Source organism: Candidatus Methylacidiphilum fumarolicum (genome assembly GCF_949774925.1).
GTDB lineage: Bacteria > Verrucomicrobiota > Verrucomicrobiia > Methylacidiphilales > Methylacidiphilaceae > Methylacidiphilum > Methylacidiphilum fumarolicum.
Genome location: NZ_OX458932.1, coordinates 1,170,832 through 1,191,387, shown reverse-complemented (window position 1 = coordinate 1,191,387; position 20,556 = coordinate 1,170,832). Strand labels below are relative to the sequence as shown.

Annotated in this window: 21 protein-coding genes; 15 read left to right on the top strand and 6 right to left on the bottom strand. The window is 41.2% G+C overall.

Annotation, left to right across the window (positions count from 1 at the left end; all coding sequences use genetic code 11):
* Positions 1 to 762: 762 nt before the first annotated feature.
* The 6 genes from pgi (at position 763) to QOL44_RS05440 (ending at position 4,924) form a co-directional block, all read left to right on the top strand.
* A complete protein-coding gene (pgi, locus tag QOL44_RS05465; RefSeq protein ID WP_009058747.1) occupies positions 763 to 2,406 on the top strand; it encodes a glucose-6-phosphate isomerase in 1,644 nt (547 codons plus the stop codon).
* A 121-nt stretch (positions 2,407 to 2,527) separates the two neighbouring features.
* On the top strand, positions 2,528 to 3,211 hold the full coding sequence (locus QOL44_RS05460; protein ID WP_009058749.1) for a TraR/DksA family transcriptional regulator: 684 nt from the start codon (positions 2,528 to 2,530) through the stop codon (positions 3,209 to 3,211).
* A gap of 22 nt (positions 3,212 to 3,233) precedes the next feature.
* On the top strand, positions 3,234 to 3,485 hold the full coding sequence (gene rpsR / locus QOL44_RS05455) for a 30S ribosomal protein S18 (RefSeq protein WP_009058752.1): 252 nt from the start codon (positions 3,234 to 3,236) through the stop codon (positions 3,483 to 3,485).
* 11 nt (positions 3,486 to 3,496) lie between these two features.
* The gene (gene rpmB, locus QOL44_RS05450) at positions 3,497 to 3,760 is read left to right on the top strand and encodes a 50S ribosomal protein L28 (protein WP_045086641.1); all 264 of its coding nucleotides are present in this window, start codon (positions 3,497 to 3,499) and stop codon (positions 3,758 to 3,760) included.
* A gap of 31 nt (positions 3,761 to 3,791) precedes the next feature.
* Positions 3,792 to 3,995, top strand: coding sequence for a hypothetical protein (locus tag QOL44_RS05445; RefSeq protein WP_009058754.1), 204 nt, complete (start codon positions 3,792 to 3,794; stop codon positions 3,993 to 3,995).
* A 29-nt stretch (positions 3,996 to 4,024) separates the two neighbouring features.
* Entirely contained in the window at positions 4,025 to 4,924 is a 900-nt protein-coding gene (locus QOL44_RS05440) for a Kdo hydroxylase family protein (RefSeq protein ID WP_009058756.1), read from the top strand.
* Between the two features lie 71 nt (positions 4,925 to 4,995).
* Here the strand turns inward: QOL44_RS05440 and QOL44_RS05435 are convergent, their stop codons facing one another.
* A complete protein-coding gene (locus QOL44_RS05435; RefSeq protein ID WP_009058758.1) occupies positions 4,996 to 5,562 on the bottom strand; it encodes a bactofilin family protein in 567 nt (188 codons plus the stop codon).
* Between the two features lie 125 nt (positions 5,563 to 5,687).
* Here QOL44_RS05435 and QOL44_RS05430 point away from each other — a divergent pair, with 125 nt between their 5' ends.
* Both QOL44_RS05430 and QOL44_RS05425 read left to right on the top strand, forming a co-directional pair.
* Positions 5,688 to 5,993: a Dabb family protein gene (locus QOL44_RS05430; protein ID WP_009058760.1), complete on the top strand. Its 306-nt coding sequence runs from the start codon at positions 5,688 to 5,690 to the stop codon at positions 5,991 to 5,993.
* Between the two features lie 188 nt (positions 5,994 to 6,181).
* Positions 6,182 to 6,508, top strand: coding sequence for a hypothetical protein (locus QOL44_RS05425; protein ID WP_009058762.1), 327 nt, complete (start codon positions 6,182 to 6,184; stop codon positions 6,506 to 6,508).
* Positions 6,509 to 7,202: 694 nt separating this feature from the next.
* Here QOL44_RS05425 and QOL44_RS05420 read toward each other — a convergent pair.
* The 4 genes from QOL44_RS05420 to QOL44_RS05405 form a co-directional block, all read right to left on the bottom strand.
* Positions 7,203 to 7,481 (bottom strand): hypothetical protein, encoded by a 279-nt coding sequence (locus tag QOL44_RS05420; RefSeq protein WP_079199609.1) that lies wholly within the window; start codon positions 7,479 to 7,481, stop codon positions 7,203 to 7,205.
* A gap of 798 nt (positions 7,482 to 8,279) precedes the next feature.
* Positions 8,280 to 8,429 carry a hypothetical protein gene (locus QOL44_RS05415; protein WP_166791435.1) on the bottom strand — a complete coding sequence of 50 codons (150 nt, stop codon included), beginning with the start codon at positions 8,427 to 8,429 and terminating at the stop codon, positions 8,280 to 8,282.
* A 305-nt stretch (positions 8,430 to 8,734) separates the two neighbouring features.
* Positions 8,735 to 8,932, bottom strand: a complete 198-nt coding sequence (locus tag QOL44_RS05410; protein ID WP_045086644.1) for a hypothetical protein — start codon at positions 8,930 to 8,932, stop codon at positions 8,735 to 8,737.
* A gap of 36 nt (positions 8,933 to 8,968) precedes the next feature.
* On the bottom strand, positions 8,969 to 10,333 hold the full coding sequence (locus tag QOL44_RS05405; protein ID WP_009058782.1) for an aspartate aminotransferase family protein: 1,365 nt from the start codon (positions 10,331 to 10,333) through the stop codon (positions 8,969 to 8,971).
* 124 nt (positions 10,334 to 10,457) lie between these two features.
* On the opposite strand from QOL44_RS05405, the gene pdhA reads away from it, so the two are divergent.
* Positions 10,458 to 11,531 carry a pyruvate dehydrogenase (acetyl-transferring) E1 component subunit alpha gene (pdhA, locus tag QOL44_RS05400; protein WP_009058779.1) on the top strand — a complete coding sequence of 358 codons (1,074 nt, stop codon included), beginning with the start codon at positions 10,458 to 10,460 and terminating at the stop codon, positions 11,529 to 11,531.
* A gap of 47 nt (positions 11,532 to 11,578) precedes the next feature.
* Positions 11,579 to 12,556 carry an alpha-ketoacid dehydrogenase subunit beta gene (locus tag QOL44_RS05395; protein ID WP_009058777.1) on the top strand — a complete coding sequence of 326 codons (978 nt, stop codon included), beginning with the start codon at positions 11,579 to 11,581 and terminating at the stop codon, positions 12,554 to 12,556.
* 12 nt (positions 12,557 to 12,568) lie between these two features.
* Here QOL44_RS05395 and QOL44_RS05390 read toward each other — a convergent pair whose 3' ends face one another.
* On the bottom strand, positions 12,569 to 14,269 hold the full coding sequence (locus QOL44_RS05390) for a tetratricopeptide repeat protein (RefSeq protein WP_009058775.1): 1,701 nt from the start codon (positions 14,267 to 14,269) through the stop codon (positions 12,569 to 12,571).
* A 284-nt stretch (positions 14,270 to 14,553) separates the two neighbouring features.
* On the opposite strand from QOL44_RS05390, the gene QOL44_RS05385 reads away from it, so the two are divergent.
* The 5 genes from QOL44_RS05385 to QOL44_RS05365 all read left to right on the top strand — a co-directional run bounded on the left by QOL44_RS05385 (position 14,554) and on the right by QOL44_RS05365 (position 20,432).
* Entirely contained in the window at positions 14,554 to 15,789 is a 1,236-nt protein-coding gene (locus tag QOL44_RS05385; RefSeq protein WP_009058773.1) for a pyruvate dehydrogenase complex dihydrolipoamide acetyltransferase, read from the top strand.
* Between the two features lie 11 nt (positions 15,790 to 15,800).
* The gene (lpdA, locus tag QOL44_RS05380; protein ID WP_009058771.1) at positions 15,801 to 17,186 is read left to right on the top strand and encodes a dihydrolipoyl dehydrogenase; all 1,386 of its coding nucleotides are present in this window, start codon (positions 15,801 to 15,803) and stop codon (positions 17,184 to 17,186) included.
* A gap of 138 nt (positions 17,187 to 17,324) precedes the next feature.
* Positions 17,325 to 18,221, top strand: coding sequence for an NAD(P)-dependent oxidoreductase (locus QOL44_RS05375; protein WP_009058770.1), 897 nt, complete (start codon positions 17,325 to 17,327; stop codon positions 18,219 to 18,221).
* 1,409 nt (positions 18,222 to 19,630) lie between these two features.
* Positions 19,631 to 19,882 carry a hypothetical protein gene (locus tag QOL44_RS05370; RefSeq protein ID WP_079199636.1) on the top strand — a complete coding sequence of 84 codons (252 nt, stop codon included), beginning with the start codon at positions 19,631 to 19,633 and terminating at the stop codon, positions 19,880 to 19,882.
* Between the two features lie 10 nt (positions 19,883 to 19,892).
* On the top strand, positions 19,893 to 20,432 hold the full coding sequence (locus tag QOL44_RS05365) for a hypothetical protein (RefSeq protein WP_134373094.1): 540 nt from the start codon (positions 19,893 to 19,895) through the stop codon (positions 20,430 to 20,432).
* Positions 20,433 to 20,556: the final 124 nt, after the last annotated feature.

Sequence of the window (20,556 nt, the reverse complement as noted above, 5' to 3'; positions counted from 1 at the left end):
CTTAGTTTTGCCCCAGTGTGAATATGTCTATCCAAAGAACCGCGCCGGAGACAGGTTTGCATGTCTGCATTTCTGGTACGAAAGCTGTGTGGATCGTGTTTGGGTATGCAACCTCAAAAAAAGGGATCAGAGATCCGGAGATATCCCTGTAGACACCGTAGAACTGGCTGCATGCAATGCCTTTGGAGGGGTTTATCTGTAATAGCAGGCACCCCTCGACGGGAATCCCTATGAAGGGGACTGTTCTGGGGCGGACAACTCCAGGCGTCGGCCAACCGCAGCGGATGGACGCGAAGCAGTAACGATTGCCATCGTGACCCGTGGGAGCACCGGTGGATCGTCCGCAGCTTACACATCAACATCACACCGCTCCCTCGGAGAACGAAACGGTCTTGGGTATCTCGGGACCTTCCGGCCAAAACCAAGGCGAAAAGAACGCACTTGGGGCATCAGGCGTAAGCAAGTCCCTAGGATGTTTTTAGGAATTTTTAGGAACAGACAAATTCCATGAGCATCAGTGGCAACAACTAATGAGATAGTGCAAGGAGTGGCATTATCGTCTTGAGCTATTAGCCTAATTAGCCTAAAGCAAAAGACAGAAAGAACAGCTTTCTAAAAGAAACTTCATTTTTATTTTTTAGTTTTATAGAAATAAAAGCATTGTTGTAAGAAAGTAGAAGTAATTAATTCTTTTCTGTCTACAAACTTTATAGGGATAAACGATCATTCTATCCATTCAACAAACTTTTAAAGGAACTACTTATGAATAGCTTACTTTCCCCAAGGCTATGGAATGCATTAAGTGAACACTATCAAAAAGTTTCTCCACTCCATATGCGGGATCTTTTTCATTCCGATCCCCAAAGATTTGAGAAATTTTCGATTTGTTGGGATGATTTCCTTTTCGATTATTCAAAAAATAGAATTACTGAAGAAACTCTTTCTCTGCTTTTGCAAGCCGTGACTGAAGTCGATCTTCCTGGATATATAGAAAAGATGTTTTCAGGGAAGAGAATCAATTTTACTGAAAATAGGCCAGTGCTTCATGTCGCTTTAAGGAATAGATCTGAACGACCAATTTATGTAGATGGAAAAGATGTTATGGTCGATGTCAAAAGGGTCCTAGAAAAAATGAAAAATTTTGCAGAAGCAGTCAGATCCAAACGATGGAAGGGATATAGTGGAAAACCGATAAAAGATATCGTAAATATAGGTATCGGCGGATCGGATCTAGGTCCTCGAATGGTCACCCATGCTCTAAAACCTTATGGACATAAAGAGCTTAATGTTCATTTCGTATCGAATGTGGATGGAACAGATATAGCAGAGGTACTAAAAGCAATTGAACTAGACTCAACACTTTTTATCATCTCCTCAAAAACATTTACTACCAAAGAAACCTTAACGAATGCACATACAGTAAGAAAACAGCTAATAGATTATTTTGGCGATCCAAAAGCAATTGAAAAGCATGTCGTAGCTATATCAACCAATGAAAAAGCGGTGAAGGATTTCGGTATTAGCCCAGAAAACATGTTCGAATTTTGGGACTGGGTTGGTGGTAGATATTCCCTATGGTCTGCCATTGGATTATCTATCGTTCTTTATATAGGCATGGATCAGTTTGAAGAACTGCTTTATGGGGCTTATCTTGTGGATGAGCATTTTCGAAATAGCCCCCTAGAAAAAAACATCCCAGTAATCATGGGGCTTCTTGGATTTTGGTATGGCAATTTTTTTGGAGCTCAAACTTATGGTATTTTTCCCTATGATCAGTACTTAGAACTTTTTCCAGTTTATCTCCAACAATTAGATATGGAAAGCAACGGGAAACGAATTCGCCGAAATGGAACCGTTGTGACCTATCCCACAGGGCCTATTTTGTGGGGAAATCCGTGTACCAATGGTCAACATTCTTTTTTCCAGCTTCTTCATCAGGGCACGCATCTCATTCCTTCAGATTTCATTGCTCCTATCCAAACGCATAATCCTATTGGGAATCATCATCTTATTCTTCTCTCAAATTTTTTTGCTCAAACAGAAGCCTTAATGAAAGGTAAAACAGAGCAAGAAGCTAAAGAAGAAATGCAAAAAGCGAAGCTGAATCCAGAAGCCATCGAAAAACTGCTTCCACATAGGACTTTTCCGGGGAATCGGCCCTCAAACTCCTTTCTTATCCAAAAAATAACTCCAAGGACTCTTGGTAGTTTGATCGCTTTTTATGAACACAAGGTTTTTGTTGAAGGATTACTCTGGGATATTAATTCCTTTGATCAATGGGGAGTGGAACTAGGTAAACAGCTTGCTACAAGGGTTGAAGAAGAGCTAACCGCTGGTTCTTTACTCTACGAGCATGATGCTTCGACAAAAGGACTGATCGAATTTTATCTGAAACATTCCAAATAGAAAGATGGGAATTTTCTAAAAAATAATCGAAAGAAGCTATTTAGCAGTTGCCGAAGAAAAAAAAGAAATTAATCTTTAATGTTAAAAAACATCTACTTGATGTGGATATACCCATAAAATAATGAGAAAGAAAAAGAAAAAAACAGAAGAAAAGACCGAACATGCCACAAATGAAAAGGCAGAGAAGCAAAAAGAAAGTACTTTGCAGTCTAATGCTATGTCAAACTTTGAGAATTTAAACAAGGTAGCTAATGAAGTAAATAACTCCTTTGACAAAGGAGATAATATCAACCCTAATCTTAAAATTTCTGATTTATCTGAAGAGGAAAGAAAAGCATTTTTGCAGCTTCAAAAAGAACGGCTTTTGGACTTGAGAGAACAAGTCCTTGAGCAAATGGAAGGGGTTTCTTCGGATGTTTTAAGATCAAGGCCTGAAGGTGGAGAATCTACAGGTTTTGGCGTCCACCAAGCAGATGCTGGTACTGACGTATATGACCGAGATTTTGCCCTTAGCTTGCTTTCTCAAGAAAATGATTCTCTTTTTGAAATTGACGAAAGTCTAAAGAGAATAGAAGAAAATACCTATGGAATTTGCCAAATGTGTGGCAAACCAATTCCTATTATTCGCCTTCAAGCTATTCCCTATGCCCGGTTTGATATCGACTGCCAACGTCAATTTGAAAAAGAAAAGATGTATCAGCTTAGAAAAAGATGGGAATCTGTACCTCAATTTGCCGATACTGAAGAGCTCTTAGAAGAGGAACATGGAGAGGAAGAAGAAGAAAAAAAAGAAAAAAATGATTAAATAAAACAGAGGCGAGGCAATTATGGGTAGAAACAGTGGCAATTTAAAGGAAAAAAAAAGAAAAAAGAGAGTTTTAGCAACTCCCAAAGTTGTTAAAAAAAGAGTGGACATTGATGTAGAAGCTATAGATTTTAGAAATGTTGAGCTGCTTAAGAGATATGTAACCGAAAATGGAAGAATTCTTCCAAGAAGAATTACTGGGCTGCCTGCAAAACTTCATAGGCGACTAACTAGGGAGATAAAAAGGGCTCGAAACGTATTGTTGATGAAATAAGGAGAATTTCTATGTCTAGAATTTGTCCAATTCTTGGTATTCGACCTTCTAAAGGTAGGAGAATCATTAGAAAAGGGAAAGCAAAAAAGAAGGGAGGCATAGGCTTACATACCACGGGGAATACGCCACGGATGTTCCTTCCTAATTTAAGAAAAAAAAGTATTTTCATTCCAGAGTTGGGAAGAAAAGTTAAAATACGGATCTCTGCAAAAGGGTTAAAAACCATGATGAAAAGAGGAGTTTATCCTCTCCTAAAAGAAAATGGATTGATTTAATTTTCAACAAAACTTAAAAAAAGGTGCTTTTATGGCATACCAAGTTGTGAGCAAAAAATCAGGCAAAACCTATTACCTTCATTCAAGGGAACAGGTTCTTAGAAACGGGCATAAGGTTACTCTTTACTATTTCTCTACCCAAATTGGAGATGGGGCTCTTGATGCCTTACCTAATGGATATATTGTCACGGAAAGCGAACGGACTGGGCTTCCTATTTTAAAGAAAAAAAGATAAAGGTAACCTTAATCTACTTAGTACGTTTTATGGATATTTCTTCTTTTGAGCATCCTGTCATACAATTTGAAGCTGACCGTTGGGATGCGGAATTTTCAAAAGAGATACAGGAAAAGGCAATAGAATCCATTGAAAATGGCTCTGTCCTCTTTTTCCCCAGGCTCAATTTTTCTCTTTTACCCGAAGAAACGAAATTTCTTGAGCCTTCTTGGGTTAGTGGAGCAAAAAATATTAGCTATGATCCAAGAAATTCTAGCCTAAAAGGTGCTGAAGGAAAGACAGAGGATCTTAAGTTGCTCAGTGGGATGCTCAAACGATATGCCCAAAAGACAAAGGAATTTCTCCATCTGCTTTTTCCATTTTATGGCTCTTCATTAAGAATAGCCCGCACAAGTTTTCGGCCCGTAGAAATTTCTGGTCGACCAACTTCACCAAGAAAAGATGACACGAGGCTACATGTGGATGCCTTCCCATCTAGCCCCACTGGAGGAGAAAGGATATTGAGAGTTTTTTCTAATATAAACCCCAGCGGTAAACCAAGAAGTTGGAGAATTGGAGAGCCTTTTCCGCAATATCTCAAACACCTGCTTCCTCAACTGGAATCCCCTACCCCTGGGAAACGCTTTCTTCTTTATGTTCTTGGAATAACTAAAGGCTATAGAAGTCTATACGACCATTACATGCTCGAGCTTCATGATAAAGGTAAACTCGATTTGCCATATCAAAAAAATTCTCCTCAAGTAGCCTTCGATTTCCCAGCAGGAAGTACTTGGATTGTTTTTACAGATCAAGTGCTCCATGCTGTAGATAAAGGACAGTTTCTCCTAGAACAAACATTTCATATTAAAATAGAAGCTTTGAAACATCCCGAGAAATCCCCACTCAAACTTCTAGAAGCTGCGCTCAACAAAAAGCTAGTATCAGTTTAATCCTACAATAAAGTATTGGTTCGTTACCTTTCTCAGGGAGTTCTATCTATTGGAGCTCAAACAAAAAAACCCTACGTATCTCGGATCGATTTAGCGGTGCATTCGCATTTTCCATTAAGAATCGAGCCTTCCTCAACCTTTAATCGGCGGGTTTTGACATCCCCAAAAACTTCTGATCCATTTCTCAGTTCTGTTAGATCAGAAGCATAAATATTACCAGAAAATCGTCCTGAAATTAATACGTTGCCTACCTCGACTTGTGCATGTACAACTGCTTTTTCTCCAATAATCAGTGTTCCCTCATTTGAATAGATTTGACCTTCAAAATGACCATTTACAACTAATTGATTTTGAAAGGCAATTGAACCAGAAAATTTCGTTCCCGTTGCCAATACATTAAATAATTTTTCGGCAACTTGTGCTTCTCTAAAATCTTTTTTGGGTTCGTTACTTGTAAGCGTCTTTTTGGTTTCGATTATTTTTTCTTGTTCCTTTTGTTTTTCTTTTTCTTGTAGGGATTTTTCCAAAGGAACAGTAGTCGGGGGAGGACTACCAAATGGATCTGGAGGCGAGGGAGGGATTATTTTAGTTTCCTGCGGTTTATTAGGTTCGCTTTTTCTAAGAAAATTTCCAATCATAGACCAATATCCTTATTATGTATGAAATTAAAAAACATAAGGCTCTTTGCCAACTTTTTTCTCCTTTTAAAAAAGAGATTTTTGATTTTATTATCTAATCGGCATTAAATAACATTTTTACTTCTATGATTCATCATCTATGTTTTTTATCCTCTCAAAACGTTTCTAACCCTGAACAGATCGATAATCTAATGATTGAAACTCGAGTAAGATTATTGAAAATACCAGAAATAATGAATCTAAGAGTAGGCAAAAATATTTCGCCCAATGGCTCTTATTTCTTCTTTTTTTCTTTCGATGTGGATTCCATAGAAAAACTGGAGCTTGTTAAGCAAAGCCCTTATTATTATCAATTTGAAAAACAAATATTGGCTCCACTTTCCGCCATCAGAACCGAATATGATTTCGAAATGGAACCCCGGAGCAAGTGATACTCCCCTATCCCTAAAGAGGATGAGCTTCTCATCACCCTTTATAAGTTGTAAACTATTCTCGGGGAAAAATCTATACCATTTTCTGGGGTGTTGCTTGCCATCTGCGACTAAAACTAGATCACGCTAGCCTATCTCTAAGCTCCTATTATGCTAGAGAATACTGGTAGACAAATAAAAAGGATGAGGTGCAGCTTCAACCTCCCCTAAGGCATTCCTATAGCCTTTGGCCTTTAAAGCTATGTTTCAGGCATAGAGATAGTTCCGATCTGAGGGTTTATGGCGAGGCCGCCTACGGAAACATCGCAGAGTATTACGACCAAGGGGGATTGACTCTTCTAGGCATGGAAAGGGACATCGACCGCGTGTTTTGTATCCGTACTGCCCCGATGGATGCCTGCCCACCACGTGTGCCTGTTGCAAGGAGATATGTCGAGGAAACTGCTAGAGCAGTTTTCCAGGCTCAAAAAGGCAGGCATAAGGAGAGCAGCTTTGAATATAGACATACTATTTGAAAACGGCGGAAAGAATGTCAATAGAGGGTATCCAGCTATACATATATAAGCGCCAAGGTAAATAGGCGCTTTCGACCTTTATCCAGAAAGTGATCGTTGTATAAAAAAATAGAACAATACCCAAAATATATTGAAAGAATTGAGATACTGAGATGTCTGAGCTGCTTTTCCAATTGGTGTAAACTGTTCCTAGAATCATACTAGGGATTTGCTTACGCATGACACAAGTTCGTTCTTTTCGCCTTGGTTGTGGCCAGGGATGATCCAGGGATTGCCAAGGCCGTTTCATTCTCCAGGGAAGTGGCGAGATATTGACGAGCCGCGGCGGACGATCCGCCGGCGCTCCCACAAGTCGCGATAACAATCGCTCCCGCTTTGCGTCCATCCGCTGCGGTTGGTCTGTACCTGGAGTCTGCCTCCCAGGATCAGTCCACCACTCATCAGGATTCTAATCTGGCGGTTTCCCGTTCCTGTCGAAAACCTTTCCAAGAGGATCGCATGCAGCTGGTTCCGCAGCATCCACGATAATATTCTCCGGATCTCCGATCCTTCCTTGTGGTTGTATGTGTCAACCCTATCAGCATAGCTCATATGCCCGTCATGCTGGCACACAAACTTGTCTCCAGTGCGGTTCTTAGGATGGACATAACCGCACTTCGGACAAAGCCAGAGAGCTATAGGCTGGATTGACCTGCTATCGACGGGAACCTCCCCCAGGCGCCAGCAATTGGATTCGCTCTTGAAGCACACAGCTGCGCATTTGTAGGAGGCGCCTAGAAAGTTCTTTGCTTAGGGCTTTCCCACGAAAATCTAAGGATTCAGAAACAATTACCGAAGGTCTTTGTAGCTTGAGGAGTTGTCGCAGGCTTAAGCCTACCCGCCTCCCTATTTCTGTCTCCGCCTTGAATAAACGACTCAACCGCTTTTTCTTCCCTAGGTTATGCTTGTGGATGCGTCTTGGTTTACTCCTCAAACCATTTTCCCTATTTTCTTTCCGTGGTCATCTGTGAAAACATCAGAAAGTCCAGCCTCTATCCTGACCGCTTCCCCCCTCTAATCGCTTCGAAACTTTGAGTGGCGCCGCGTAGTGAATAACGACTCTCTTTTCCTTTAAAACAAGGTGAATCATTCCCCGAATCTTCAGATTGCCTGACAGTGGAATGACAATCCTTTTGCCACATTCAAGGCTTATGAGCGCGATATACTGCCTCCCCTTCTCTTCACAAGTCTGCTACCTTCATTCCTCGCATACAATCGAATGAACTTTCTTCACTCTTGGCTACTTTCCGATTACTTTTTGTAAGCCCTTTCTCAACCTTGTAAGGATGGCAGCTTGCCTCTCGTTTGTGATGTGAAATTCAGATGCTGCGGCTCTCTTTTTCCTAACACAGAAGCCATCCACTGCAGAGAGTGGAATATCTAGAAAGCAACCCGCTTTGCTTCTTCTGTCTATCTCAAGCGGTGCCAGATCTTTGGGTTAATCATCGTAGAGGAGACTAACCCACACTTTTCGATCTTTGCCTAGCCGTCTTTGAGGAATACCTTCCACATTTTTGCCAGCAATCCGCCTGGGGCTAGCGTAGCCTTCCACCACGAGTTTGGCTTGCTTCCCGCGTTTCGAGAGGCTTTCCGCGAAGTGGTCCAAGCCTGAGAAAGAGACAAGAAACCGCTCTTTTCCAGCTGTGTAGCAAAGGCAAAGATACTCTAGTATCTCCCACTTCTTCGTGTTCAGCGGAAGACTCTCCCTACTCGGATCGTTCGCCGCCACGTCTTATACGATCTCATCGGCTTTCCCGATGGCCTTAGGTCTTTTCTTTTGTATTGGCTCAAACTGAAAATAGGGCTTGGAAAAGCAGGGAACGATCGAAAGGAGCTCCTTGATCATCTCTTCCTTCAAAAAGAGAGAGATTTGCCCGTTCACGAAATCTTGGTCCTAAGAGAGGAACAAAACGTCTAGGGGCCATCCGAAACCGAACCGGACCAGCCGACCCTTGTGGATGACCACGATCTCGGAGATCTCTCCCAGCTCCATCAGACGCAAGAAATTCTTTCTCTTGTTGTTTAGTCCGCTGCTTTCACCCCCCCCAGCCGTTTGGCCACCGTTTTGCCTTGCGCCAAACAAAACGCTGCCAGAGCTTTCCGCTGATTCTTTAGATCCCCCTTCTCCCCGGCGCTGGAGACCTTTGGGTAGGAGCTTGTACAGCGCTTTTGTCGCCTTTTAGCCAATCACCCACAGGTAGTCCTCATGGTGGTCATACCGCTGGTTCGTTGGAGTCCGTTTGGCAAGCAACCCCCCTTCCCAATGCCCATCGCTATTATCTGTTTACGCTTCGATTGATCAGCATGCCAAACTTCTTCGGCGAATATAGGTTCGCCAGGCCAATTTATAACTAGATTGGCATGGCAATAGCAATAACCATTCATTACTCTAATAATTCTATTGCTAGGACAACTGGCAAATTAGCTCCATTTGGTTTCTTTGAGAACTATTTTAATGATTTGTTCCAAAATTCGTACGACAGAGCCTATTTGTTTAAAACTGATAATCAATGGAGGAGTAAAACTGAGAACATTCCTAAAAGGTCCTTCCGTGAGAACAATAATTCCCTTTTGAAGCATCTTTATAACAATTTTTGCGGCAATCTCTGGGGCAGGACAGCCTTTTTCATCCACGATATCGACCCCCAAAAACAAACCTTTGCCTCGAGGATTTTTTAAACAGTTAAAACGTTTCGACAAGTTATTAAGCAGCGACAAGAAATATTCCCCTTTTTCTTCGATGAAAAGTTGTTCATGCTTTTTTTCTAATTCCTTGATCTGTTCAATAGCCATACGACAACCAATTGGATTACCAAGAAATGTGGAAGTATGAATCGCTTCCCCGTCATTTTTAGGCCAGCTATCCATTACATTTTCTCTACCAATACACGCTGAAATAGGAAAAGCACCAGCCATAGATTTTCCAAGGCATATGATATCTGGTACAATCCCAGCTACATCACAGCCAAATCTTTTTCCCGTCCGATAAAGGCCAGTAAAAATCTCATCGGCTATGAGCAAAATATTGTGTTTAGTGCTCATCCTACGCAAAAGAGGGAGAAACCAATCCGGCGGCACCACAATACCTCCCCTTCCTTGAAGCGGTTCGAAAAGAATGGCTCCATAGCCCTCGTGAATCATTTTTTCTAATTTTTCTTCGAAAAGTGGCTCACAAAGACAATCCTTTTGAGTTAAACTTTGAGATTTATCAATACAATCAATACAACTAGGATAGGGAAGAAAAGAAGCAATTGGAGCATATAAGCCTTCCAAAGGTTTTCGAAAATCATCTAGTCCATTGACTGCTAACGCTCCCAAAGAAAGGCCATGATATCCACCGTAAAAAGTAATAAATTTGTTTTTTTTTGTATGGAAAAATGCTGTTTTTAATGCAGCTTCTATAGCATCGCTCCCAGTACAACCTAAGATGACTTTCCCTCTTTGATTTTCCCACTTTTCAAAGGTTATTTGGGAGAGCAATCGACAGAGCTCCACTTTTTCTTTTGAAGGATAGACATCACCCATCACATGCCAAAGTGTGTCTAATTGATTTAGAAGAGAACGATAGATTTTTGGATGGCGATAGCCTAAAGCGGCTACTCCAAATCCTCCGCTGAGGTCTAAATATTTATTCCCATCGACATCCCATACGTGAACCCCTTTTGCTTGCTGCCAGAAAATAGGACCATTAGAGGAAATAGCAGTGATATTATGGCACTCATAACTGGAAAGCTCTTCAGATAATATCCTTGATTTTTTCCCAGGAATATTTTTCTCTTTTTCCATCAGATTTTATTTTTCAAAACTCAGTGGTACATTTGCTGCTTATTAGATAAGATGCAATATTGACCTATCTTCTTTTTTGTAGTTGAAGTAAAATATAGAGTGAATCCATAAAAAAGGAAACATTATGGTTGACAATATATCCTTCTCAGAACAGGTACATGAAGACATTAAAAGTAGTGGTCTAGCGGAATTGCCAAAGGAAATGAGACTTGAGTTGTACAAGATGATGGTTTTGATACGAAGATTTGAAGAAAAATCTTCCCAATCTTTTATGCAGGCAAAAATTAAAGGCTTTTGTCATCTTTGCATTGGACAAGAAGCCATAGCGGTAGGCGTTTGCGCAGCGATAGGACCTGAAGATGTTGTTGTCACAGCCTATAGAGATCATGGCATAGCCTTAGCTCGAGGGGTCTCCCCTAAAGCCTGCATGGCTGAACTTTATGGAAAATCCACAGGCACATCCAAAGGCATGGGTGGTTCGATGCATCTTTTTGATAAGAGAAAGAAATTTTTCGGTGGTCATGCTATCGTAGCTGCCCAATGCCCCATAGCTGCAGGCGTTGCCTTTGCTCAAAGATATCTTAAAGAGAACACTGTTACGGTGTGTCTTTTGGGTGATGGAGCTGTTAATCAAGGGGTATTTCATGAAACTCTCAATCTTGTTTCCTTATGGAAACTTCCTGTCGTGTATATTATCGAGAATAATCAATATGCAATGGGTACCGAAATTCACAGATCGACTGCTGGTTTACCCCTTGTAAAAAAATCTGTTGCCTATGACATGGCAGGCATGGTTATCGATGGGATGAATGTGGAAGAAGTAAGGAAAAAAGTGCTAGAAGCAGCTAATCTTGCCAGAAACGAAAACTGCCCTGTTTTAATTGAAGCAAGGACGTATAGATTTAGGGGCCATTCGATGTCGGATCCTGATACGTATCGAACAAAAGAAGAAATTGCTGAAGCTAAGAAAAGAGATCCAATAGCCCTTTATAGCCAACTACTCTTAGATCTGGGGATTTTGACAAGAGATCTCATTGCTCAGATTGATAAAGAAATCAAAAAAGTGATTCAAGAAGCTGTGCAATATGCTGAATCGAGTCCTGAACCTGATCTCGAATTGGCAAGGAACATTTGTTTTGCGGACGAAGATTCAATCGAGCCGCCTCAAAGGCCCTTGTATGGACTTATTGTCGACTAGGATATTAAGCACAAACAGCTTAAGCTATCTAATAAAAAGGAAGAATCATGGCTAATCTTACTTATCGACAGGCGCTCAATGAAGCATTGAGTGAAGAACTTGAAAGAGACAACACTGTATTTCTTATTGGCGAAGAGGTTGGAGAATACGGAGGAGCTTTTAAAGTTTCTCAAGGACTCTTAAAGAAGTTTGGACCTGAACGGATCATTGATACGCCAATTTCAGAAGCAGCCTTCACGGGTTTAGCTGTTGGCGCGGTAATGTACGGTCTAAGGCCGATCGTTGAGTTCATGAACTGGAGCTTTGCATTGGTTGCTTTTGATCAAATTATAAACAATGCTGGTTCCATCAGATTTATGTCTGGGGGTCAATTTAATTTTCCTATAGTCTTTCGCGGTCCTTCTGGTGGCGGAACTCAAATAGGAGCTACCCATTCTCATTCCCTGGAAAATTGGCTTGCCAATGTTCCTACCTTTACTATCATCAATCCAGCTTTTCCTGCTGATGCCAAAGGACTATTGAAAAGTGCGATTCGGTCGAACAACCCCGTTTGTTTTTTCGAAGGAGAAAGACTTTATGGGATTCAAGGCGAGGTACCCGAAGAAAAAGATTTTCTTGTACCAATTGGAAAGGCACAAATTGTTACAGAAGGAAAAGATGTAACAGTGCTTTCTAGCGGTTTTTCAACACACGTCGTGCTTCAAGCATTAGAAACACTATCCAAGGAGAATATTTCCGTTGAAATTATCGATCTAAGAACAATCAAACCTTACGATTTTGATCTAGTTGCTTCTTCCATAGAAAAAACCAACAGACTTGTCATTGTCGAGGAAGGGAAACCTTTTGCTGGCTGGGGAGCTCAAATTGCTTACGATGTGCAACGGCTTTTGTTTGATGAACTCGATGCGCCCATTTATCGAGTTTCAAATTTAGACATTCCCAATCCATACAATGGAAAACTAGAACAAGAGATCCTACCCAACCCCTTAAGAGTTATACAGGCCGTACACGATGTTTTAAGATAGAAAGATAAATAATTATCTTTGGGTTGAGTATCCGATTTTTTGTTCTAGACGTTCATCTTTAGGAACTCCCAATGAAATTGCATCTCTATAGTGCCGTTTAGCTTGAGCCACCAACGGGGGATTATAAGAGATATAGACTAAAGCTAAATCGAAATGAGCCATTCCATCATATGGGTTCAATTCAATAGCTTTATTCAGCTCTTTGGCAGCCAATAATTCTAATCCCCTTGCCTTGTAAATTTCTCCAAGCTCCTTTCTAAGTTTAGCATTTTGAGGATCCAGTTTTACGGCTTTTTCGACCATTTCAGTCGCAGCTGTTAAAGAACCATTCTGAAAATAAAGCTGTCCCAACAAAGCATATGGCATAGGATCTCTAGGAAGAAATTCAACCGCTTTTTTTAAATACAGGGAAGCCTCAGAATTTTTTTCCATTGCAAGAGTTACAAGGCCTAAATTCAACCATCCAATGCCACTTGATGGATCAAGACTAAGAACTTTATGATAGACGTCATACGCTTCCTTATATCTTTTCTCACTGTAGAGCCTTGCTCCTCGATCAAAAAGATTTCGAATCTCTTCGACGACCGATTCCTTTCTGAAAGCCAAGCTTTGTGCGGCTGGCTCAATTTGCGTCTTTTGCTTCAAGGCAGCCATTGATTCTTTAGTAACTTTAGGTGGCAATCTCTCTGCCAGAACTTCTTCTTTTTCTCCTATAAAAGCCAACAATTTATTTGCTTTTTCCAATTCCAAAGCCAAAGCTTCTTTTTCCTCCTCAATCCGCTTTTGTTTGTCCAAAAGTTGGCCAAGGGTTTTTTTAAGAACCATATTTTCCCTCTGAAGAATGGCTAACTGTCTGGTCTCGTTTGGCTTTTGAGATATTTCTTTTTGATTATGCAAACTAGATTGGACATCCTGAAGCTCCTTTTTCAGTAGGCTATTTTCTTCCTTTAGCTGTTGAGCGGTTTTTTTTGCCTCCTCCAGAGCTTTTTCCAATTGGGAGGTAAGATTTTTTCGATTCTTTTGTTGATCTTTGATTTGGGGAAGATGAGAGAGTTCTTGTAATGTCATTCCTTGAAAGACTTGGTTTGTTGTCGATTCCGTTTTCAACGTTTCCGTTCTTGACTTTGGCTGATTGTAAGGGAGATTCTCCAGAAGAGCTTCCTTTTCTTTTCTCAATAATTCTAGTTGCTTGGAGAGGTTGGCTATCTTGTTTTTGAGAGCTTGCAGTTCTTCCAGGCTTACGGATGGTTGTGGATTGACCAACAGACTTAGGTTGTTGTCTTGTTCGAAGTCTTCCTGAAACTTTTTTTTTTCAGTAGTATTCTGAGCATTTAAACGAGAGAGATGCTCGAGCTTTTCCTTAATGTATTTGGTCCGATAGCGGACAATAGCCGTTTCCCATTCTGGATAAGTAGCTCTTAATGAACCAAGTAAACTGTAGGCGATTCGATATTTTTTTTCAGCTTCTATATAATTTTTTGAAGAAAGAAGACCATCAGCTTCTCTTGTGATAAAATAAGCTTCCAGAAACCAATCCTGAGGTGTTGACACCCCATCTGTTTTTGGACTAGGGGTTGTCTTTTGTAGTTTGCCTTGGCTTTCTAGAGGTTGAAAGAAAAAAAGGAAAGAAGAAAAAACAATCAAAAAAAAAGTCTTATTAAGAATTTTATTCAGGATAGGCCCTATTTTTTCTTTATTTTTAATGTCTGGCATTTTTGCTTATTGAAAATTGTCTAAGCAATAAAATATCTTTGGAAAAAAAGAAGCTTCAAGCTCTTTCTCCAAGAGTCAGAAAGAGTAGCCTCTTTTTCCATTGGTTGTTTTTTGGTTGTGTTAAAAAACAACTTTGAGTTAATTTTGTTTCTTCTAAGTAAAAAAGATTCCATACTTTCACATTGATAATAGAGAGAGAACTACATTATGATTTTTAATGATTGAATAAAAAAGTATTCTTTATAGAAAATATAATATCATTTAAAAACAGTTACTAATCCTCAATGAAAGAAATCACCATGCCTTTGTTGAGCCCTTCGATGTCCGAAGGGCAGATTGTTAGATGGTTAAAAAAAGAAGGAGACCCTATCCAAGAAGGGGAAGTGATTGCGGAAATTGAAACAGATAAAGCAATCATGGATTTAGAAGCTTTCGAATCTGGTGTCCTTAAAAAAATTCTGCTTCCAGAGGGGGGAAGAGCTCCAGTTAATGCTCCTATTGCTTTAATAGAATCGGAATCGGAAGAAGCCATTTCGGCTCCGCAAGTTCAAAAAGAAGCAATGGAGATGAAAGAAACTAGTTCTTTGACAAAATCAATGGGCCAACTCAGAGAAGTTACCGAAAAAGAGCCTGCCCAAAGGATAAAATCTTCTCCTTTAGCTAGGAAAATTGCTCGAGAGGAAGGTGTTGAACTTTCCTCAATTCAAGGAACAGGTCCTGGTGGCAGAATTCTAAAAAGGGATGTTTTGGGTTCTTTAGAACAGAAAGGGAAGCTCCCTATTCAAAAGCCTCCTGGTATTTCTGGTGCTCCACAACCTGACTTATCCGAGACCAAAATTCCTCTTTCAATGATGAGGGAAAAAATCGCAAAACGTCTTTTAGAGAGCAAGACCACCATTCCCCATTTTTATCTAGAAACAGAAATCTTCGTTAGCTCTCTTTCGCGATTGAGAAATGAGCTTAATCTTTATTATTCTCAGCAGGAGCAACCATGGAAATTCACTTACAACGACTTCTTCTTAAAGGCTACCGTCGAAGCTGTAAAAAAAGTACCTTCCGTCAATGCTTCCTGGAACATTGATTCTATTTTAAAACATAATGTTATCAATATTGCCCTTGCCGTTGCATTAGAGGATGGACTTATCACCCCTGTTATCAAAAACGCCCGAGATAAATCTCTCATGACGCTATCAAAAGAAGCAAAGGAGCTTATACAAAAAGCCCAAGAAAGAAAACTCTCCCCAGAAGAGTACATGGGGGGGACCATTACCATATCGAATTTAGGAATGTATGGCATTGATAACTTTTTTGCTATTATTGACCCTCCTCAAGCAATGATCCTGGCTATAGGAGCAGTTGTAAAAAAGCCCTTAATCGATTCTCAGAACAATATTATTGTAGGAGAAGTTGTAAGAGTCACTGCCTCGTGTGACCACAGGGTAATTGATGGAGCAACAGGAGCAAAATTTTTAAAGGAATTTAAGTCATTGTTGGAAAATCCGCTCTCCATGCTAGTCTAAAAAACCCATCTATGAATACACTGGATTTGATTATTATTGGTGGAGGTCCTGCTGGCTATGTTGCTGCGTTGAGAGCCTCTCAGTTAGGTAAAAAAGTAGCTGTTGTCGAAGCAGATAAATTGGGAGGTGTATGTTCCAATTGGGGATGTATCCCTTCCAAAACCTTACTTAAAACAGCTGAGTTTATAGAAAGATGCAAAAAAGCTGATGCCTTTGGACTGGAAATTTCGGGACTAAAATTCGATTATAGTAAAGTGATTGCCCGAAGCAGGCAATCTGCAAATCGCATGTCCTCTGGTGTTGAATATTTATTTAAATCAAGAGGAATTCAATGGATTAAAGCTAAAGGCAAAATTAACAAAGATAAAAAAATAAGAATGACTTTTCCTGATGGGAAAACTGAAGAACTTTCTGCTCCCTATATTCTTCTTTCTACAGGATGTAAAGCAAAAACTTTACCTTTTATTAAAGTCGATGGCAAACTGATATTTACAAGCCGGGAGGCTTTAGAAACTACCAGACTTCCCAAAAAAATTCTCATTGTTGGGGGAGGCGCCATAGGGGTAGAATTTGCCTATTTTTATAAGTGTATGGGATCTGAAGTCATTATCGTTGAAATGGCTTCGGAAATACTCCCTGGAACAGACAGTGAAATTTCTAAAGCCTTGCAAAAAAGTTTCTCCAAAAAGGGCATCACCATCTATTGTTCAACGGTTGTAGAAAAATGTTGGAATATTAAAGAGAAAATTCATGTAAGATTGAAAGGAGCGGTTAACGAAACAATCGAGTCTGAAGCTATGCTTCTTGCTATTGGAGTTTCAGCTCATCTAGAAGATGTTTTGGAGCCCGATTTTGAGCTTCAAACCCAAAATGGATTTATTGCTGTTGACGAAAAATATCAAACGTCTGTAGATGGGATCTTCGCAGCTGGAGATATTATTGGCCCACCTTTACTCGCTCATGCTGCCTTTAGAGAAGGATGGGAAGCTATTGATTGCATTTTTCTTGGGAAATACTCCACAAGACCTCACTTTGTTCCTTCCTGCGTTTATTGCCAACCTCAAGTTGCTACTGTAGGGATGACTGAAGAGGAAGTTAAAAAGGCAAGCATTCCATATAAGGTTGCTAAATACCCATATAGTGCTAATGGAAAGGCCGTTGCCTCTGGTGAAATAGAAGGATTTGTCAAATTACTAATTAGTGATCCTGAAGGAGAAATTCTAGGAGCACACATTATAGGGGAGGATGCAAGCGAACTTATTGGTGAATTTTCTCTTGCAAAAACCTTAGAAAGCACAGCCGAAGAGCTATTCCTAGCCATTCATCCACATCCAACTTTATCAGAGATGGTCGGAGAAGTTGCACTTCTTGCAGAAGGTCAGGGACTCCATCTTTAATTTGAATGTTACAAGAAATGCCAGCTAATTGCACTTGACTTAAAACCAAAAAAAATTTTTAACTAGATAGAAAACTATTCTTGGTGAAAGAAAATTAGTATAATCATTAATCGAATAGGATTAAAAAAGGAGAGAAGTATGAGTAAAAGAATTGGTTTTGTAGGCGTAGGAAGAATGGGAGCCAATATGGCCAGACGCCTTCATGATTTAAAATATCCTGTTACTGTGGTCTACGACATTAATCAAAAAGTCGCAGAAGAAGTAGCAAAAGAAATAGGAGCAGAAGCAACAACCAAACTTGCTAGAGTAACAGAGCTGTCTGATGTGATTTTCACAGTGGTTTCCGATGACGCTGCAATGTATAAAATTTTTGCTAAAAATGGGGACAGTCTTTTGATTGGAGCTAAAGGAAAAATATTTATTAATACCGCCACTATTTCCCCAAAAACTCATATAGAAGTCGGCAAACTTTGTGAAGAAGTAGGAGCCGAAGCTATAGAAGCATGCATGGCTTCAAGTATTCCTCAAGCAAGAAGTGGTACTTTATATTTCATGCTTGGTGGCAAAAAACAGGTTGTTGATGAAGTCGAACCTATACTCAAGGACATGTCGTCTTCGATGCGTTATTGTGGTGAATTAGGTTCAGCAGCAAAAGTCAAAGCCCTTGTAAACATGGTGATGAACATCAATACTGCCGCTCTAGCTGAAGGCCTGGGACTTGCAAAAGCTCTCAACCTCGATTTAAATATGATTAGAGAAGTATTTTCCCAAACTGGAGCTAACTCTAGAGTTTTGCAGACAGATGGAGAAGATATGCAAAATAGAGAACATTCTTGTTTCTTCTCTGCCGAACATGCCTTGAAAGACAGCGGCATTGCTCTTAATTTAGCAAAAGAAACTGGATTGAATCTCCCACTTGCCCAAGCCACTTATAACCAATATCAAAGACTGGTTAAAAAAGGATTTGGTCAGTACGATAAATCCGCCATATCCGAGTTGACATTTCCAGACCGTCACGGATTAGATAAAGACTAAATCTAAATTGCTATTCTAAAACATTCATTCTAGACAAAGAATAAATAAAAGATAGGGATTAGAACCATTAATTACTTTTCTGGTTTTAATCACCACTCGAAAAGGGTTTGGGTTCTACCTAGAAAAGTTCACAGATTTTGAAACGGTGCTAGAACCCAAAGCCCTTGAGAGGAATTATGGGAGTATCCATTGCCCTGGGATGATGATTATGGAGTAAATAATAGTTATTACTATTGCCATGCCAATCTAGTTATAAATAGGTATGGAAGCCTTCATTCCCCGAAGAAGTTTGGCGCGTTGATCGGTCGCAGCGTCAACAGGCAGTGGTAAAAGGTTGGCGGGAAGGAGTATTGCCCGCCAAACGAACTCCAATAAACCTGCTATATTAACACCATGAGGACTCTCTGCGGGTGATTGGCCAAAAGGAGACGAGAGCACCGCAAAAGATCCTACCCTACTCAAGAGTCTCCAGCGCCAAGCAAAAGAGAGATCTGAAAGATCAGCAGCAAGCTCTGGAAAAGTTTTATCTGGCTCAAGGCAAGACGGTGGCCGAACGACTGGGGGATTGAAAGCAGCTGACTCAACTGCAAGAAAAAAAATTCTCTACGTCTGATGGAGCTGGGAGAGATCTCCGAGACCGTGGTCGTCCATAAGGACCGGCTGGTCCGGTTCGGTTTCCGATGGCCCAAGAAGTTTTGCTTATCTCATGGAACTAAAATCCCAGTCATGAACGGGCAAGTGCCTCTCTCTGGAGGAGAGATAATCAAGGAACTCATTTTGATCCATTCCTGCTTTCCCAAGCACTCTTTACGGTTTGCACAAATACAAAAGAAAAGATCAGGGGGCAATGGGTATAAGCCAATGAGTCCGGATAAGACGATGTGCCGAACGATCTCGAGCAGAAAGCCTGCCCGCTCAAACAGAAGAAGCGCAAGATGCTATAGGATCTCTGCCTTTACTCTGCAGCCGAGAAAGAGCGTTTTTTCGTCTCTTTCTTTGGCTTGGACCGCTTCGCGGAAAGCCTGGGCAAACGAGGGGAACGGGACCAGCTTGTGGCAGAAGACTATACCAGTCCGAACGGGTTGCAGGACTAGATTTGGAAGTGGGCGCTCAAGGATGTCTACGAGAAGGTTGAGAAGTGGATGTACGTCTCCTTGGCAGGGATTGGTTCGAAGATCCGCTGCAGGGAAGGAAGGACGGAAACCGAGAAACAATTTGATTTTTAGATGCTGCGTTCAGCAAGACGAATCGTCCTGTTTCTGCGGGGAGAAGCCGTCGAGGTCTCAGCCTCTCCGGTTTGCTTGGAAAGGCTGGATGCCATTCTCCTGTGGCTGTACAGGGACTTACGAAAGGTCATCGGAGGGCTCTCGAGAACTTGATTGAGCCGCTCGGCGAGCTTCGACGCCAGCATGTACTGGACCTTCAAGGAGAAGGGGAGGCAGTATATCGCGCTCATAAGCCTTGAATGTGGCAAAAGGATTGTCATTCCACTGTCAGGCAATCTGAAGATTTGGGGAATGATTCACCTTGTTTTAAAGGAAAAGAGAGTCGTTATTCACTACGCGGCGCCACTCAGAGTTTCGAAGCAATTAGAGGGGGAAGCGGTCAGGATAGAGGCTGGACTTTCTGATGTTTTCACAGATGACCACGGAAAGAAATAGGGAAAATGGTTTGAGGAGTAAACCAAGACGCATCCACAAGCATAACCTAGGGAAGAAAAAGCGGTTGAGTCGTTTATTCAAGGCGGAGACAGAAATAGGGAGGCGGGTAGGCTTAAGCCTGCGACAACTCCTCAAGCTACAAAGACCTTCGGTAATTGTTTCTGAATCCTTAGATTTTCGTGGGAAAGCCCTAAGCAAAGAACTTTCTAGGCGCCTCCTACAAATGCGCAGCTGTGTGCTTCAAGAGCGAATCCAATTGCTGGCGCCTGGGGGAGGTTCCCGTCGAGAGCTGGTCAATCCAGCCTATAGCTCTCTGGCTTTGTCCGAAGTGCTGTTATGCCCATCCAAAGAACCGTGCCGGAGACAGGTCTACATGTCTGTATTGCGAGTACGAGAGCCGTGCAGATCGGATTGGCGCATGCAACCTCAAAGGGAAAGGATCGGAGACCCGAAGAATATTGTCGAAAACCCCGCGGTTCCGATTGCATGCGATGCTTTCGGAGAGGTTTTCTCGCAGGAACGAGAACCCACCAGATTGGAAACCCGATAAGTGGTACTATTCCGGGAAGACGATTCCAGGCATCAGCCAACCCCAGCAAATGGACGCGAAGCAGGAGCGATTGCCATCTTGGCTAATGCGAGCGCCGCCGGCTCATCAACACCACACCTCTCCC